17 protein-coding genes and 1 pseudogene are annotated in these 16468 nt (G+C 36.4%); 7 read left to right on the forward strand and 11 right to left on the reverse strand.

Annotated features, from left to right (window positions below; all coding sequences use genetic code 11):
- Window positions 1-275: transposase family protein (locus L876_RS22625; protein ID WP_162149011.1), on the reverse strand; the 275-nt coding region annotated here is incomplete at its 3' end.
- Between the two features lie 176 nt (window positions 276-451).
- Between L876_RS22625 and L876_RS22215 the strand changes: the two genes are divergently transcribed.
- Together L876_RS22215 and L876_RS22835 are read left to right on the forward strand one after the other, a co-directional pair.
- Entirely contained in the window at window positions 452-865 is a 414-nt protein-coding gene (locus L876_RS22215) for a hypothetical protein (protein ID WP_037429462.1), read from the forward strand.
- Window positions 866-901: 36 nt separating this feature from the next.
- Window positions 902-1075: a hypothetical protein gene (locus L876_RS22835; RefSeq protein WP_156029459.1), complete on the forward strand. Its 174-nt coding sequence runs from the start codon at window positions 902-904 to the stop codon at window positions 1073-1075.
- Window positions 1076-1149: 74 nt separating this feature from the next.
- On the opposite strand, the gene L876_RS0120410 is transcribed toward L876_RS22835, so the two are convergent.
- Together L876_RS0120410 and L876_RS0120420 are read right to left on the reverse strand one after the other, a co-directional pair.
- A complete protein-coding gene (locus L876_RS0120410; RefSeq protein ID WP_028765495.1) occupies window positions 1150-1548 on the reverse strand; it encodes a hypothetical protein in 399 nt (132 codons plus the stop codon).
- A gap of 535 nt (window positions 1549-2083) precedes the next feature.
- Complete coding sequence (locus tag L876_RS0120420; RefSeq protein ID WP_028765496.1) at window positions 2084-2380, reverse strand: hypothetical protein; 297 nt, start codon at window positions 2378-2380, stop codon at window positions 2084-2086.
- Window positions 2381-2709: 329 nt separating this feature from the next.
- Here L876_RS0120420 and L876_RS0120425 point away from each other — a divergent pair, with 329 nt between their 5' ends.
- Window positions 2710-3462, forward strand: a complete 753-nt coding sequence (locus L876_RS0120425) for a hypothetical protein (RefSeq protein ID WP_028765497.1) — start codon at window positions 2710-2712, stop codon at window positions 3460-3462.
- A gap of 90 nt (window positions 3463-3552) precedes the next feature.
- On the opposite strand, the gene L876_RS0120430 is transcribed toward L876_RS0120425, so the two are convergent.
- The 6 genes from L876_RS0120430 to L876_RS0120460 all read right to left on the reverse strand — a co-directional run bounded on the left by L876_RS0120430 (window position 3553) and on the right by L876_RS0120460 (window position 10137).
- Entirely contained in the window at window positions 3553-3840 is a 288-nt protein-coding gene (locus L876_RS0120430; protein ID WP_156029460.1) for a hypothetical protein, read from the reverse strand.
- 578 nt (window positions 3841-4418) lie between these two features.
- Window positions 4419-6251 (reverse strand): hypothetical protein, encoded by a 1833-nt coding sequence (locus tag L876_RS0120435; protein ID WP_028765499.1) that lies wholly within the window; start codon window positions 6249-6251, stop codon window positions 4419-4421.
- Between the two features lie 138 nt (window positions 6252-6389).
- A complete protein-coding gene (locus L876_RS0120440) occupies window positions 6390-7334 on the reverse strand; it encodes a hypothetical protein (RefSeq protein ID WP_156029461.1) in 945 nt (314 codons plus the stop codon).
- A gap of 264 nt (window positions 7335-7598) precedes the next feature.
- Window positions 7599-7913, reverse strand: a complete 315-nt coding sequence (locus L876_RS0120445) for a hypothetical protein (RefSeq protein WP_028765501.1) — start codon at window positions 7911-7913, stop codon at window positions 7599-7601.
- On the reverse strand, window positions 7894-8193 hold the full coding sequence (locus L876_RS0120450; RefSeq protein WP_028765502.1) for a hypothetical protein: 300 nt from the start codon (window positions 8191-8193) through the stop codon (window positions 7894-7896). The genes L876_RS0120445 and L876_RS0120450 overlap by 20 nt, the downstream gene beginning before the upstream one ends.
- 222 nt (window positions 8194-8415) lie before the next feature.
- Window positions 8416-10137 (reverse strand): hypothetical protein, encoded by a 1722-nt coding sequence (locus L876_RS0120460; RefSeq protein WP_028765503.1) that lies wholly within the window; start codon window positions 10135-10137, stop codon window positions 8416-8418.
- Between the two features lie 873 nt (window positions 10138-11010).
- Between L876_RS0120460 and L876_RS0120465 the strand changes: the two genes are divergently transcribed.
- The 3 genes and pseudogenes from L876_RS0120465 to miaE (L876_RS22225) form a co-directional block, all read left to right on the forward strand.
- The gene (locus tag L876_RS0120465; protein WP_028765504.1) at window positions 11011-11928 is read left to right on the forward strand and encodes a hypothetical protein; all 918 of its coding nucleotides are present in this window, start codon (window positions 11011-11013) and stop codon (window positions 11926-11928) included.
- Window positions 11929-12029: 101 nt separating this feature from the next.
- Window positions 12030-12791, forward strand: a complete 762-nt coding sequence (gene miaE, locus L876_RS0120470; RefSeq protein WP_028765505.1) for a tRNA isopentenyl-2-thiomethyl-A-37 hydroxylase MiaE — start codon at window positions 12030-12032, stop codon at window positions 12789-12791.
- A gap of 62 nt (window positions 12792-12853) precedes the next feature.
- Window positions 12854-13498: pseudogene (gene miaE, locus L876_RS22225) on the forward strand (tRNA isopentenyl-2-thiomethyl-A-37 hydroxylase MiaE); the annotation flags it as partial.
- A gap of 7 nt (window positions 13499-13505) precedes the next feature.
- Here miaE (L876_RS22225) and L876_RS0120480 read toward each other — a convergent pair.
- Window positions 13506-14228 carry a UDP-2,3-diacylglucosamine diphosphatase gene (locus tag L876_RS0120480; protein WP_028765506.1) on the reverse strand — a complete coding sequence of 241 codons (723 nt, stop codon included), beginning with the start codon at window positions 14226-14228 and terminating at the stop codon, window positions 13506-13508.
- Window positions 14229-14248: 20 nt separating this feature from the next.
- Window positions 14249-14743, reverse strand: coding sequence for a peptidylprolyl isomerase (locus L876_RS0120485; RefSeq protein WP_028765507.1), 495 nt, complete (start codon window positions 14741-14743; stop codon window positions 14249-14251).
- Between the two features lie 251 nt (window positions 14744-14994).
- On the opposite strand from L876_RS0120485, the gene cysS reads away from it, so the two are divergent.
- Window positions 14995-16374: a cysteine--tRNA ligase gene (gene cysS, locus L876_RS0120490; protein ID WP_028765508.1), complete on the forward strand. Its 1380-nt coding sequence runs from the start codon at window positions 14995-14997 to the stop codon at window positions 16372-16374.
- Window positions 16375-16468 lie beyond the last annotated feature (94 nt).

Genomic DNA, 16468 nt, shown 5'->3' on the forward strand with positions numbered 1-16468 from the left:
TGGAGTGTCTGATAGCCATGGTTAGGACAATGAATACGAGGCACATTTGAGTGGATTATCGTTTCAAATTGGCAAGTATCTAGATGACGCCAAGTTCGAGGGCGTGAGTCATAATGACGGGCTAAACCCTGACAGACAGGGCAAACTGAATCACCACTATGTACATAGTCCACAACGACGATAATACGTTGATGCTCTTCATCAAGTTGAACTTTAGAAACTAACCATGGAGCCTTTAGGCCTAATACTTTCTGGTATAAAAGGGTTTCGCTCATGACTATCGGGAATATGAAATTGTACGAAGAAGTTTATCTTAAAAGCTACGTTTACCACCACCTTCGACGAAGAGCCTTCTAGAAATGCGGCCGATTTTTGGAAGGTTTATTGTCAGGCATCGGGATGGGCATTTAGCCATGAGAGGCTTCACTCACTAGCTGATTTTGAGTATTTCTTGTCTAGAAAAATCAAAGAAGATGCCATAATCTTCTCTGGTCATGGCTCTGATGGAGAGGGATTTCACTTTTCTAATGGTGACGTCTTTTCTGGGCAGGAAGAGATAAAAATTCATGCTAAGAATCATGGCAAGATTGTGATCTTTTCTTCATGTTTAATCGGTAAAAATAAAGCGCTGTCAGAAGCATTAAAAGACTCATTCAATGCTGAAGCACTGTTTGCCTATCAACACTTGATGCAAGATAAATATTGTTTTCTAAATGAGTCAATATTGCTTACATCTATTGAGCATCAACTTGAGCGTGGGAAGTCGTTCACAGGGAACACATTTATTGACTTTATGACTAATACTGATTTTTTAAAAAATATGAATGAGAAAGGGGTGAAGTCTCACCCGATGAAGATGTACTAAAGATCTAGCATTTGTCGCCACAAAAAGGAGATTGATATGGCACAACATCCACGAGTAAAAAAGTGTGTATTTATGCATGGAAACGCTAAGAGAACTTTGCAGAGCTTCCAAGTTAAATACGGCAATACTGAGTCAGCAGTAGTTAAAGAAATTGAGGGGAAAGTTGGCACAACCAAGCCCATCAAGATCATGGAACTTGTCTGGGCATAGATAGCCTGTAGACTCTCATAAATACAACCAGAAACTAGCTGTTTTTGGTTGTGTTAATTGGATAGGGTTAACCGCTAATTCATTATTTTGATATCGAAACGATCTGCTAGAAAATCGATGATTTTCACTGCCTCAATTTCAATTTCACTCTGATGAAGGGCAGCGTCAATGAGGTACTGTTCCAAACTGTTATAACCTGAGAAAATAAAGCAATCAGTAGTCATTTCGACCTTGCCATCTTCAATATTTTTTAGCGCAAGAACCAATAGATTATTACAAGAGATCAAGTTTATTTTTCGTTGTTTGATGATGCCTTGTAACATATTTGCATACGTTGTTGCTTCATCCCTTGAGAAGCCTGTGGTGAAGCTTTGTATTGATACCCAATCTGCACGCCATTCTTTCAGAATGTTGATTATACGATTTGGTACAGTAACGATTGAAGATTGTTTTTTTGTTATTGATAAGCCCATTATTGTCTCCTTTATAGTTTTTAGGCAAAAGGAGGCTAAACGGCACAAAATTAGCTTCTGTGACACCTCCTACTCAGGAATAAATTCGCTAAGGTTTGGTTAAACATTTCATATCCTATTTGGATTTTTTACGTGTTTACTTCGGTTCTTCACCCGCTAGTACAAGCTGGTAAAAATACTCATTTGGGTAGTAAAACTGAACTATTTCGATGGCAATGCTAAAGTTACTGTGATCCATCGATTTTAATTTGTTGAGCCTATACTCCTTCCCTTCATACAAGCTCCTAACGAATTCATATAATCTGGGCTGTTTAAGTACTATTTTTGCGAGTTCTTCGTATGATAAATCCATGGTTAATCTCCTTTAATTTTGTTAGTTATAAATATAAATATTCATTCCAATGCAGATAGTCGGCATTCCAGTTGTTATTCGCTTTACTGCCTCGCATTCCTTCGATGTTAAAATATCCGATCACAGATTACCTCTACATACAAACCCATTAAACGTCACTATATTTGTGTTTACTGCAAAGGGCTATTTCCTTGTGAAAATATTAATTGTATATTTAATTAATTTATAAATCACTTGTTGAGATTCCAATTTGAAATCAATATCTGTGATTTCATGACTCCACACGTTTAAAGAGTACAAAGCGAAAGCATAATCAACTCTATCTTCTTTTTCATGGTTATTTGTAAGATCTGCCAGCCAATTACAATAGTCATCAAAGTTATACAGCTCAATTTCACTGGAACACAATCCTCTTGCTGCTAATTCAGCAACAACTTGATTGAGAGCTTTTTGTTCATTATTCAAAATTTTAAATCTCATTTTGTTCTCCTGTTTAAATAAATGTTTTATTTTTAAATGCTGTTGTTTTTCGCTTGATAGTTTTCAAGTTGAATCTACTATATCAGGAAACATTACTAATAGAGGCATCCTAATTTGACGAAAATGTCAACTTTATATAATCATATAATTACGCTTGTAATGTCTTCTGGTTAAGTTGCTGCAATACATTAGAATTTAAATCGTACAATTAATATAAAAATATTCAGATTAATCTAACCATATTAACTGTTACTTGAAAATATATTGATTTATGTATTTATTAAATACATCTAGTGTAATTTTTCGCTAGCGGAAAATGGATGGATTGTATGGATAATAATGAAAGTCATAATGAAGTAAAGTCAAAAAAACTGCTAGATTACAACATGAATCGAGAACGAGCAGATAACAACATACTTATCACAAAAAAGTTTAAGCACTTCAACCTGCAAAGTGTTACTAATTCACTAAGTGGAGCACGTATTACTGATTTTATTTTAGCTAAAATTAAAAATTATCAAATCGATCTTGTTGAGATATTGGATATTGAACAGCTTAGAAAGAACTGTTTTAGTAAAAAGTATAACAATATTGATGCTGATACTTTACTCATTGCTTATTATCTTAACCAGGCAACAATGAAAGCTGCTGATGAGTTCCTTGTTGGATGTTTTGAAGGTTTAAATGAAGTTGAACTACTTGAGACTACAGGAAGGTTGTTATCAAGCTTAAAAGAGCAATTTTTACTTACTGACGAGTTTAATCTCCACTTAAAGTATCAAAGAGGAATAGCTTTTTCTGATACAAAGCAAGCAGGTGAAATAGTTGATGAGTATTCACTTAATGACATTTTTAATGATGGTGTTGATGAAGGGTTTAATGAGCATTCTCTAATTAATCGATTTCAAGAGCTATACGGCAAAAGTAAGGTTACTGAATACCTTGAAACGCTTGAAGCTAATGGTGTTCAGTTGAGGGGCGATAGTGACGCTGTGAATGCTATAAGGGAGCTGACGGACAAGCATTACCTGTTTGATGAGAGAAACAAGCTTGGTAAGCGCAAACTTAGCTCAAATCAATAGTAACAGTGATTTAACATACTGATAATTATCAGATCCGAGCCATAAGTAGAGCTATTGATTTGATTGTTACTAGCTCCTCTACGGCAATTATTAATTATATTCAGTTGACCATTTTGGATCTACATAGGAACCACCATAAAGAGGTAATTCACCAGTTTTTTGCCAAGCTATTAACCTATCAGTCCATATTTTACATGTATCCTTAGATGGGTTCATAGCTCTAATTTCTTCGCCCCACATACGCCATTCTTCATCTGACTGGTACTCAACCCTTATGCGTTTGTTAACTTGGCTTAAGTCATAATCATTCCTGCGATTCGTAATTACATCACGAGCATGAAGTAGGTTCTCAATAAGCAGAAACTCGGTATGGCTCATATCCGAGGACATTCCCCTCATTGTAAGGAAGATTGACAGCCTGACAATAAAATTAACAAGCCTAGAATAACGATTCTTTTAATTCCTCCTCCTTTAACGTTTAAAATCCCGCTCCAAATTAATGGGTTACTAAGTGATGTGTAGTATTGGTTACTTTGTCATTTCGGCACTTATTGGAGAGTAAACAGGGCTCTAGAGCTTCATTATAAAAAATAACTCTAAATAGACCTATGTTACCAGGGCAAGAACACAAGTGTTCGATATTTGATCAATATATTTATGAATCAAACAGAGCTCACTAAAATAAGTGTCGTTCTGTTCACCATTTAAACAGGTGTAGCTTAAGGTTTAAACACAACGAGCTCAAAAAGATATTCACGCTCTCACCCTGCCTATGTTACGCAAAAAAATTGCTATACGTTGTTTTTTCTAAGGTAGTAGGTACTATTTTTTACTGAACTTACTAAATATAAAGGTTTATTCACAAAGTCTTGCCTGAAAGATTATTTATAATAAACGGTCGATATTATAAAGCACGGTCAGACGAAAAGCTTTATTGTGGATATCATATTTTAATTTTATCTTAGAGGTTTTAAACCGTTATAGGTTGTTTTTTCATACTTAATCATTAGTTTATTAAAAAGTTCAACTTTGATTTTTTTGCTGTTAAATATTTCACGGTTATATGATTTATTAAAGTTCATGATGTTTTTCACTTCGTTTAATTCATACCTAGAAAAAACATTGTTATTAAGTTTTCTTATGTAAGAGAATGAGTTGTAAATGCTTGTTATTCTTGAAACAGTGTAATTATACTCGTCACTAATAAATACTGGGTTCATGCTCTTTGTTGTATCAAAAAATCTATTTGAATGAGGGTTGTTGAATGAAATATTTTTATATTTGGTTATGGTGCCGTTATCAACTAACCAGTATCTTCCTATATCAAACCAATAACCATGACTAGAGATACTTTGTACTCTCAACCCTCCCATCTCTTCAGAAATAAGATGTTTAAAAGATAGAAGGAAATTATCTAAGTCTGATTTATTTATTGATAAATGAATAGAATCTATGTTGGTGTAGCAAATTTCAACACTTTTGAACTTTAAAAACAAATCAATTGTTTTCAACATCTTCAACTTTGAGTTTGCTAACACCCTTGACGTTAAACTGTAAATGCTTTCAGAGTTATAAATATTTGGATATTGCAATGAGAAACTTTTAGATGAGACCAGTAAATTGAACTTACTGTTTTCTCTAATGTATGCCAACGTTTCATTGTCCGTATAATGTTGAAGGCAATCAATTCCAAAATGTTCAATTAAAAATATTTTTAATTGTTGAAGAGAAGTGAAATGTTTTGTTTTATTTCGCCTGGGGTTTGTTGTGCTATGAAGTGTTGCAAGTTTCATTTTTGTGAGTTGTTCAAGCTCTATATTACCTTGGGATTTAAAATGTATTCTTTGCTTATAAAGAGTTTCAGATTTTTTAAGTAAAGGGTGCGCTATAGTTTTATCAGAGTAAAATGAACCTTTAACTTTTGTTTTGTTGAAAAATTGAGAATAATATGAAAGTTCATCATGGTATACTAGAACTTCGATAGAAGTATTATGTTCAAAGTTAAAGCTGGATTGTTTGCCACCAGAATGAATTTTAAATGGATGAAAACGTTCAAAAAAACTCTTTTTAGGCTTACTAAAAACTGCAATGTACATCCCAAATAATGGATTTTTACAGTCAACTAGTTCGTTTGTTAAACATCTGTATTTAATTGATTTTGGGTCAATAAACTCTCCCCTCATACAAGATGAATACATTGAATTAAAATCAAGAGCTATAACCAAACGCTCTTTATCATCTTCAGTAAATTTAAATATGTCTTGGTATCCAGTGCTACAATGAAAATAAAAGGCGGCATCCAATTTGTGTTTGAAGCGTAATTTTCGCTCTATAGCGTACCTATTAATTATTACCTCATTGTCTAATAGTGATTTCCCTTTAATTCCATAAGACTTTAATTTTGATATTGATTTCAACAAAAACATATAGTTTTTTAGTACGTTGCTTGTATATTTGATTTTGTTAAAAATTGGGTAATTAAGTTCAAGAATAATTATATCTTCTGCAAGCTCGCTATTAAAACCAACGATTATATCGAACTCTTTTTTTGTAAGTACAATTATTTTAATCTTATCTACTATATTAATAAAATCAAAAAAAGAATAGCTTGTATTCTCAATAATTCCGATTTCACCGTCAGTAGCTACAGGTGTTAATTTGGAAATGAAATCCCTATTCTCTTTTTTAGATAATAATCTAGATTTTTCTTCCGAATCATTAAATATAGATGTAGGCATCACTTTACCAAAAGTTCCACAACTAATATAATCTTTACTGTTGCAATTCATTTGTATGATGTTACCCTTTAAATGTTACTGATGGGAACGCTTATGTTAGTAACCATCGAAGTGTTGTTAACAACGGAGCACTACGTGTTTACATTAGTACTTGCTATAATATAGTTACCTTCCCATCGGGTAACTATATTAATTAAAACCTCTGCTGTATGCAGGCTTATGTATTTCTATTAATATTTGAATATATATGTTCGATAACGCAGTTTTATAATCTAGTATAGATATTATGTTATTTACATATCGTTCACGAATTTCAGTAGTAACTTTTAAATAACAACTAAAAATCTCTTTGTCTTTTGGTGTCATATAATTTAAAAATGACTTCATATGCCTTACTTTCCAGTTCTTAATTATTTTTTTATTTTTAGAAACTCGTGTATCTGTATTTGATCGGTTTTCTTCTGACGCAAGTTCATCTGTTTTATTATTTTCTGAAAGTAATTCTTGAATACTATAGTTTCGAATACTTATTAAGCAAAAGTATAATTTTGTGGCTGATAGAATATTACTCATCAGTTTGGAATTTATCGACAAGTGGGCTTCGGTATTCCCATAATGATTATTAACAAATTCATGAATGAAATTTTGTATTATTCCTGTTTTTTGATATGGGGTCATACTTGATGCAAGTCTTGTTGTTGATATGAAGTTTTCTATTTTCGAAATTTCTTTTTCACTCAACTTGCAATGATAGTGCTTCCTAAAACAACCCGTCAAAATTATTCTCAAAAAATCTTCACGCTCTGCAATATCAGATAGTTCATTAGAAATATTCTCTATTTTAGAGTATCTATATTTCATTGTTTTAATTTGTTCTAAAAATATAATATCTAAGAATTTCCTTTCTATTTTGTCCACGGTTCGGTCCAAACAAATGTTGTTAAAGAACTTTCTTTTTGCTTTTAGTAAGCTAAAGTCATTAGTTTTATGAAAGTCATCATCGATAATACTTTGATAAAAACCATCTTTGTTATAACGGTTTATATAATCGTCATATTCTTTTTCCAGACCTTTATCAATCGCTGAGGGGGAGAACCATATCCCATCAGAATAAAAAGAATCATCATAGGACATATAATAAATCCATTTCAAGTTAATGTGAATTTCGTTATGCATTTTTATCATATTTTTCACCCTGCGGGAAGAGTAAAAAGATAAGCCTACAGTAAATGTTGAGCAATTATGATACTCAATCTTTCAGGGCTACTGCATGATCGATTGAAATTCATCCTGCACATAACTTAAGCGAGTTATATATTTTACACTTTGATAAAGAAGTTCAATTCAAAACCGCTGTAGGAGCATGCCTAATGTAGATTTTAAATAATTTGGTTATAGTTAAGGACTTAATGGCTTTGTAGGGTAAAGCCTCATATCTAAAGCTTTATTCGCCAACATCATGATTACCTTGTCTAGCAGGTTGATGATCTTAGATTGGAATCTCTGTGTTTGAGTGAGTGAATCAAAATCTTCGTCATTCATATTAAAGACCTGCTGAATCTCTTCCATCAGTAATACCTTATAAAAATGAATGAAATACTCAAGGGTAAAGTCTTGCTCTTTACCTAGCTCATTTATGCGTTCTGAGTGGCGGTGAAAATGCCGTTCAATCAGGTTGATAGAGCGTTGGAAGCTAACGCTGAGGTCTGCCATTGAAACTGCCTCCTGACTTACCTGAGCTTTTGCTGTTACGTTTTTCGAACTTCATAAGAGCGAGGTTTCGTTCAACTTCTTCTGCATGAGGATATTTAAGTAAACTACTCACTTCGGATGAATCAGAGTCATCATGAGGGTTAATGAGCTTTTCTAATCGCTGGATCATCATGATAACTGAAGGTTTATCAATAAGGTTGTCAATCTGAGCAAGGTGATAAATCCCGTTTTCAATTAACTGGATATCTGTAGTTGGATTTTCATGTTTAATTCTCATCATTTACCCTCCTAAACAAGTCATTCTTGATGATGGTTGAGAGCGTGTTTAACTCTGGCTCTAGGCTGAGAATAATCTTCGGGTCGCTACTAAGCTTATAAGCTTTAGCTAAGCAAGTGTGAGTCTGTTTTATCTGGTTCATATTATTATTTTTTTTCATTTCATTCTGTCCTTCTATATGTCATCGTTACACATAAAGTCATTTGTGCAATAGCATGATGAAAATTATGGTTTGCTGATTCTGTTCGATAGTTTTGCATCTGAATCGATGTTATTTCGCTGTTCAAATGATGTTATTTCAGCTAATAGAGCGGTTCTTACTGGTTCAGGCAGTTCATCTATCATCTCAAGCTGAAATAGCGTTAGAGAGGCTGTTTCTGGTGTTGGTTGTAACTTCCAGATATCGATTGCTTCTAGCATTTTCTTTTGCTTTTTTTCTGTAACACAATTGATTGCCTCAAGCTGTTCTGACTGAAGAACGATGTTCTGAGATAGCTCATTTGACTTGTCATTGAGCATATTCCAACGAGATTGTTGACGCATATGCAACGGCATCGACTCCTCGATCATCCCAACAATATTCTTAAAGTCACTTCTTTCTTTTTCCTCAAGGAACTTGATGCCTATGCCATGATTATTAAACACTTTTTCTTGCAGATGCTGAATAAAACTGAGCTGGAGGATCTGGCCGCAGGCTACTAATATTTGAGGAGGTAATTTTTTAGACGGATCGATTGATGTAGCCAACTCTGGAAATTGCTCTGAGTAATGAGTTTTAGCCTGTTTTTGAGCAAAAGAGAGGTACTGTTCCGACCAACGAGTATTACCGCCAGGTGATATGAATATATGGGCGTTGAGACCAGTTTCCAGATCATCATTCATCCCCTCATCAGCGTGCAAAGCCGCTAACTTAATTTTCGCACCATCAAAGTTTTGTTCAAAAAAGCTAACGCAAGATTCGAGCAATTTTTTTTTATCAATGCTTTTAAACTCTCCGTGTCGGTGAGGTATTTTGAATACTTGTTCTGAGATTGAAGTGGAATTGAGATTCTTTACTGTTCGGTTTGCAGATGAGGCTTTTAGTTCTTGATGTTTTAGGCGGTGGGATAGGTAATTGTCAAATACTCTAAGCTTGTTTGCTTTATGTTTTGGGCTTAAACCTAGTTGTTGGTATTGCCTATCTAGGTAAGTTCTCAATCTATCAACAGAAGCACTATGTGGTTCTTTGCTGAGATCTACAGTTTTGTTCTTAGGTTGTTCAAGCTTAGATATCTGCTCAATAAACTTTTCATATTCTGGGTAAGTTGGCGGTAACAGCTTCTTGATTTTTGAGAAATAACTGCTTCTGTAACGACTGTATTTACATAAATCTGACCTGTTTTTTTGATCTGATTTATTGTTAGCAGCTTGCTGAACTTCATTAAAAAATGAAAGGTATTGCTCTCTTTTTTGTACAAAATCTTGATGAGCTAAGTATTTACCATCGGCATAGTAAATGTTTTTATGTGATTGACTATCCAACCACTCCTCAACCCTTCTTTTTTTTTCTTCTAGTCTCGCACTATGATTTAGGCTACTTTCTAAAGCGTTTAAACTCAGGTCTCCGTTGTTCCTATGGTTATAATTGATACTTGAGTAGCGCACAGTGATATTTCGTTTGTAATCTATGCCGTTAGAAGCGTTATTCTGTCTGAAAATCTGAGCAATATCTTTGCGATAAGCGAAGTTGTTGAGAACACGGTTTTTTGATTTTGCTGAAGCTGCTGATTTATTTGCCGCATCTTTGAGCAGTGTCTCAAACTCTAATCGCTCCTTTTCTGATTTATAAGCTTCGTGTTGTTCTTCTGCCGCTTTTTTCGAGGCTCGTGATTTAGATTTGTCGATTTCTCGCATACCACGTTCAAAATCTACCTCATTTTTGGTTTTTTTTTCATTGTCGTTGTTCATCGTTACTCCTAGTTAATCGGCAAATATCAATCAGAGCAACCTTTGTTACTTTCGTGAAAGTAAACCGAAACCTCTTCTACAAACTTGTGCGTAGAATCGAAAAAATCGTTTTGAGAGAAGTGGTTATCTCGGGTTTCCTTTGTTAATCTCTAATTCTACATACTTAAGTTTTAACATGAGTTTTGTCGATTAAAAGAGCCTAAAAGCGCTTATCTGGTAAAAATCATTAGCTAGTGAGTTTTTTGTCGTTTGTAAGATATTTCCTGGTGGGTATAACAAAGGCGTTTCAAGTGAAAAAATGAAAATTATCTCGGTATAACAAAGGCGTAAACAGTGAAGTTTTATCTAAGTGGTGAGAGATGAGTTGAAAATAGGCGTTAAAGTCAGAAAACCTAAAGTTATACTGGTATAACGATAGTTTACTTATAATCACTTTGAGTATTTTTGGGTACTGGTTGTTAATTAGCATTTTGCTAAAAAATGGTATTGGATAGTCTTGTCGTTCTGCTTCTAAGCATCTTTTGATTCACCACAGATAAACACCACGAAGTGGTCATACAGGTAAGTCTAATTAGGTTAGTAAACAATCAACATGCATAGAGGAAAATCTCGTTGGAGAACAGCAAAATCTTGATTTTGTCCCGTAGGGTTCTCTCAGAGTTTGACGAAGATTATTTTTTTAAACTTACATCGTTAATTAAAGCGTTACGCTAACTTCGCTATCTATTTTATTTCTTTCATATCAATTTCTTACGACACAAAAGTAAGATGGCGGGTAACTTCAAAACCTTGCAAAGTAACTTAAAAACCCTATTGACAGAGTTTTCTTTAATGGTAATTTGAATAAAGAGATTACGATTAAGGTGGATATTAGTGTTAGATAATAAACAGATCGGTAAGTTAAAAAAAACTCAGTTAAAAAGCAAGTTAACTTCCTATAGTAAGAATGGTTTCTTAAAGGAATCAATCAATTGTAATCCAAATATCCTGCTTAGTATGTTAGAGAAAGAGATTTATGTGGTTACTAGTCGTGGTCAAAAAATTGAAGAGCGAGAAGATATTGTTTTAACTTGGGATAAAATACATAAAAAGAGTAGCTACATAGAGCAACTTGAGTACACAGGTAAGCCATTATCTGTTGAAAAAGATTTTATACTGATCTCATTTTTACATGAATATGCATATTCCACCCAACAACAAAAAATCTTAATTAGCGATAACGAGCTATGTAAATTAACCTTCTCTAAAGTTAGCCCAGCAAACAAAGAACAAATTGAAGATACTTTAAAGGCTCTTTGGCGGTGTACTTTGAGCCTTAGTATCATCGATTCCAACGATAAAGAGCTATACACTGAAGGGGGAGCAATAATACAGTATTCTAAGTACCTAAAAAGTGAAGGGATTTATGAAATAGATGTACATCCATTATTTCTCAGTCAAAACATATTTTCCTACAGACGCTTTATTAATATGCGGTACTACAACCTACTCACATCTGCATTTGCGAAAACACTCTTCCTGTATTACGAAACCTGTAATTTTAACAATGATATTAGAAGAAATATCAAGACCTTACGTAAACGAGTTCAATCTAAATTGCGTATTGCTAATGTAAATCAAAAAATCCGTCATGCTCACGAACAGTTAAAGGAAGTCGGCTACCTCGATGATTACCTTGAAGATGGTCATGGAGATAGTCGGGTTTATACCGTCTTTAAGGGTAAATCAGAGCTACAAAAAGAGCGGGAAATGATAAAAGATGTCCTTAGGAGGCATGGGGGTAGCTCTTAGGTGCTGTTAAACAGCTATTAAGGTATTGTGATTATCGATTGGCTATCGTTTTTCTTATACAATACAGCAGATACCGATTCTTTATTTGCTGGACTTAAATGATGTTTGATCAAACCTTACTAGCTCCAATTTCCTCTTTCTTGAAATGTGAGACGCCCGATGAGTGGGTTAGTGAGGCAATTAAACCTGCAAATTTGTCTATCATTCTTCGGGATCACATGCTGTGTGAATTAAAAGCGGCTCAAAGTGCGATGTTCCTCATCAGAAAATACGCAGTCGATAAGGAAAGTGGAGTTCGGCTTACTGAGTGGGTGAAGCCTTATGAAGAGTATGCCTACAAGAGGATTGGGGGATTAGAATCTCTTAGAGGCAAGAGTAACGTAACTAAGCAAGTTACGGTACGTGAAGGTTGTAGCTACGGCCAAGAGTTAGTCGATAAGATGGTTCTCCTGATAAAAGAAGAACTTCATCACTTTTATCAAGTGATGGAGATAATGAAAAATAAAGGCGTTCCATATGAACTGATTGAGGCTGGTCGTTACGCTAAAGGATTACTTAAGCATGTCAAAACTTTCGAGCCTGATGCGTTGGTTGACAAACTGATCATTGGAGCATTTATTGAAGCTCGTTCATGTGAGCGTTTCGCAAAACTTGCCCCCCATCTTGATGAAGACTTATCTAAGTTTTATGTTTCTCTGCTCCGTTCTGAAGCCCGTCATTATCAAGATTATTTATCATTAGCTGAGCTTATTTCTGGAAAAGAAATTAGTGAACGAGTTAATTTCTTTGCAGAAATTGAAGCTGAGTTGATTCTGACCGCAGACGAAGATTTTAAATTCCACAGTGGAAAGCCCATAAAGTAGACTTGATTTTTATTCGAGTTAAATCAAACTATTACACTCGTATGCACGCTTGCTCCTAAAGTGAGCTTAAGGCGGCGCAGACGGCGATGTTCCTGATTCGAAAGTATGCAATTGATAAAGCCAGTGGTGAGATATTACTCAAGTGGGCCAAACCCTACGAAGTGTTTGTCTATAACAAGCAACGTTCGATTGAGCAGTTCTTAGGGCGAGAGACTAAGAAGAATGATCTGGTTGGCGAGTTAATCCCTAAGCCAGGTGTTGATTTTGGTCCAGACCTGATTGCCAAGATGGTTCGCTTAATTAAAGAGGAGTTTCACCATTTTGAGCAAGTACTTGAACTGATGCAAGCGCGTGATATTCCCTATCAAAACATCACTGCAGGGCACTATGCCAAAGGGATGATGAAACAGGTGCGTACCCATGAGCCCGCGACTCTGGTTGATAAGTTAATTGTTGGTGCGTTTATTGAGGCGCGTTCTTGTGAACGCTTTGCGAAACTTGCCCCTCATTTAGATGACGATCTAAAGAAGTTTTATGTGTCGTTATTGCGCTCAGAGGCCCGTCACTATCAGGACTATTTGACGTTGGCTCAATCAATTTCTGCCGTTGATATCAGTGACCGTGTAAGCCATTTTGCCGCCGTAGAAGCTGAGTTGATCACCGCACCAGATCCAGAGTTTAAGTTTCATTCTGGCTGCCCAGTATAAAAACGGTTTAGTTGGCGTTAAACGGTAGCTCGATTAAATCAATGTCAGTTGGGGTGACTTTTAAGACACTGCCTTGCTCATACCAATCACCAACAACGATACGTTGGCAAAGGTCATTTAATTGATGAATAGCCGGTCGATGTGTATGACCGTGGATCATAAGCTGTGCGCCTGTTTTTGACATTAACTTTGACACTGCACTTTGCTCAACATCCATGATGGTATAGCTTTTTTGTTGATTGCTTTGCTGACTTTTACTGCGAAGCTTGGTGGCAATACCGATACGGTTTTTTTTGGGTAAGTGGTTATAAATGAACTTTGCCCAGACTTGATTTCTAAACCAGCGAAAGCGTTGATAGGCTTTATCTAGCGTACAGAGGCTATCGCCATGCAGTAGCACTGTGGCGCGGCCATAGAGCTCGAGGCAATGCACTTCAGGCAACAGTGTGATGCCTGCCAGTTCAGCGTAATGGTTGCCGACCAGAAAATCTCGATTACCATGGATGAAGTAGATGGGGGTGTGCAGCGAAAACTGCTTCAATTTAGCGGCTAATTCAAGCGCAAAAGGTTCTGCGATATCATCGCCAACCCATACTTCAAATAGATCCCCAAGAATATACAGAGCATCACAGTTGGCGCTATGTTGGTTGAGGAAAAGATAAAAAGCGTTGAGTATATCGGGGCGATCGGCACTGAGGTGCAGATCGCCCACAAAGAGGGTGTTATTCAACAAGTTATTCTCAGCGCTAATTATTCAGCGATAGTCACTTTTTCAATAACAACCGCTTCTAGTGGTACATCTTGATGCATACCACGATTACCCGTAGCAACTGCTTTTATTTGATTAACGATATCCATGCCCTCTACAACTTTACCAAACACGCAATAACCCCAGCCTTGTGCCGATTCTGATTTAAAATCGAGGAAAGTATTGTCATTGATGTTGATAAAGAACTGCGCGGTTGCAGAATGTGGATCAGAGGTTCTCGCCATAGCGATGGTGCCGACAGCGTTTGATAGTCCGTTGTTGGCTTCATTCTCGATAGACTCATTAACACGTTTCTGTGCCATATCTTCAGTGAAGCCGCCACCTTGGATCATGAAACCATCAATCACACGGTGAAAAACAGTACCGTCATAAAAGCCATCTTTTACGTACTTTACGAAGTTAGCTGCGGTAACAGGTGCTTTTTCGGCGTCTAATTCAATTTTGATTTCGCCGTGATTGGTTTGCATTGTGATCATTAGATTAATACTCATCGTGTTTAACAGATAGATAGCGCATGATTCTAGCCTATTAAGCTTTCGGCATAAAGTAGACGAATGATTCTTTATCTATTTGTAAGAAGAAAATGATGACCTTTTAAGCAGCTTTTTAGCGAGAATTTGTTTGAGTGCAAAAAACGCTTTAGATTCACGCTATCACGCTGGAAGCGCTGGTTTTCAGGTGGTAGACTGAGACCACTATTTGTTGTCAATTACTATAGAGAATCTCAATGTTGAAGCTATACAACAGTCTTACCCGCCAAAAAGAGGAATTTAAGCCATTACAGCCAGGTAAAGTCGGCATGTATGTCTGCGGGGTTACCATTTATGATTTGTGTCATATTGGTCATGGACGTACGTTTGTTAGCTTTGACATGATAGTCAGGTATCTGCGCTATAGCGGCTATGATGTTAACTTCCAGCGTAATATAACCGACGTTGATGATAAAATTATTAAGCGTGCTGCCGAGAATAAAGAAAGCTGCGAGTCATTGACTGAGCGTTTGATCGGTGAAATGCACCGTGATTTCGACGCACTTAATATGAAGCGTCCTGATTTTGAACCACGTGCGACATTACATATCCCTGAAATTATTGATATGGTCGAGCGGCTTATTGAGCGTGAGCATGCCTATATTTCAGCGGACGGGGATGTATTATTTAGCGTATCGTCATTTCCTGAGTATGGCCGTTTATCTGGGCAAAACCTTGATCAATTACAAGCCGGTGCTCGGGTAGATGTCGATGAAAACAAACGTGATCCAATGGATTTTGTATTGTGGAAAATGTCTAAGCCGGGTGAACCAACATGGGATTCTCCGTGGGGGCCGGGTCGCCCTGGTTGGCACATTGAATGCTCAGCGATGAACAGTAAACACTTGGGCGAGCATTTCGACATTCACGGTGGTGGGTCTGATTTACAGTTCCCTCATCATGAGAATGAAATCGCACAATCTTGCTGTGCTCACGATACCCCTTATGTGAACTACTGGATGCATACAGGTATGGTCATGGTCGACAAAGAGAAGATGTCTAAGTCATTAAACAACTTCTTTACCATTCGAGATGTGCTCGGTCATTATGATGCATCCACAGTGCGTTACTTCCTTCTGTCAGGCCATTATCGTAGTCAATTAAACTACTCAGAGGACAACCTTAAGCAGGCTAAAGCGGCATTGGAGCGTCTATATACAGCGCTTAAAGGCTTGGATTTGACGGTTGAAGCGGCTCCTGCCAATGAGTTTGTTGCTAAGTTTAAGTCTGCAATGGATGATGATTTTAATACGCCTGAAGCCTATTCTGTGTTGTTTGATATGGTGCGTGAGATAAATCGCCTGAAAGTTGATGATATGGCTAGTGCGTCAGCCCTTGGCGTAAGCATGAAACAACTTGCTGATGTGTTAGGCATTTTAGATCAAGATGTCGACGCCTTCTTTAAAGGCGAGGGCAGTGATGATGAAGTGGCGCAAATTGAAGCCCTGATCGTTGAGCGTAATCGCGCCCGAGCTGAAAAAGATTGGCCTGCGGCTGATGTGGCCCGCGACGGCTTAAATGCCCTAGGGGTTATTTTGGAAGATGGTCCAGAAGGCACCACTTGGCGTAAAAAATAGACTCGGTTTGTTCTGACGCCAATAAAAAAGCCTGCACTGTTTAGTGTAGGCTTTTTTAATATTGTAGAACCTAGAACCTAGAACCTAGAACCTA

Source organism: Shewanella colwelliana ATCC 39565, assembly GCF_000518705.1.
Taxonomy (GTDB): Bacteria; Pseudomonadota; Gammaproteobacteria; order Enterobacterales; family Shewanellaceae; genus Shewanella; species Shewanella colwelliana.

Bases quoted from the DNA above. Each gene is read 5' to 3' on its own strand.
- L876_RS22835 (WP_156029459.1), top strand. From the start codon at position 902: ATGGCACAACATCCACGAGTAAAAAAGTGTGTATTTATGCATGGAAAC.
- L876_RS0120410 (WP_028765495.1), bottom strand. From the start codon at position 1,548: ATGGGCTTATCAATAACAAAAAAACAATCTTCAATCGTTACTGTACCA.
- L876_RS0120420 (WP_028765496.1), bottom strand. From the start codon at position 2,380: ATGAGATTTAAAATTTTGAATAATGAACAAAAAGCTCTCAATCAAGTT.
- L876_RS0120425 (WP_028765497.1), top strand. From the start codon at position 2,710: ATGGATAATAATGAAAGTCATAATGAAGTAAAGTCAAAAAAACTGCTA.
- L876_RS0120430 (WP_156029460.1), bottom strand. From the start codon at position 3,840: ATGAGCCATACCGAGTTTCTGCTTATTGAGAACCTACTTCATGCTCGT.
- L876_RS0120435 (WP_028765499.1), bottom strand. From the start codon at position 6,251: ATGAATTGCAACAGTAAAGATTATATTAGTTGTGGAACTTTTGGTAAA.
- L876_RS0120440 (WP_156029461.1), bottom strand. From the start codon at position 7,334: ATGTCCTATGATGATTCTTTTTATTCTGATGGGATATGGTTCTCCCCC.
- L876_RS0120445 (WP_028765501.1), bottom strand. From the start codon at position 7,913: ATGGCAGACCTCAGCGTTAGCTTCCAACGCTCTATCAACCTGATTGAA.
- L876_RS0120450 (WP_028765502.1), bottom strand. From the start codon at position 8,193: ATGATGAGAATTAAACATGAAAATCCAACTACAGATATCCAGTTAATT.
- L876_RS0120460 (WP_028765503.1), bottom strand. From the start codon at position 10,137: ATGAACAACGACAATGAAAAAAAAACCAAAAATGAGGTAGATTTTGAA.
- miaE (WP_028765505.1), top strand. From the start codon at position 12,030: ATGTTTGATCAAACCTTACTAGCTCCAATTTCCTCTTTCTTGAAATGT.
- L876_RS0120485 (WP_028765507.1), bottom strand. From the start codon at position 14,743: ATGATCACAATGCAAACCAATCACGGCGAAATCAAAATTGAATTAGAC.
- cysS (WP_028765508.1), top strand. From the start codon at position 14,995: ATGTTGAAGCTATACAACAGTCTTACCCGCCAAAAAGAGGAATTTAAG.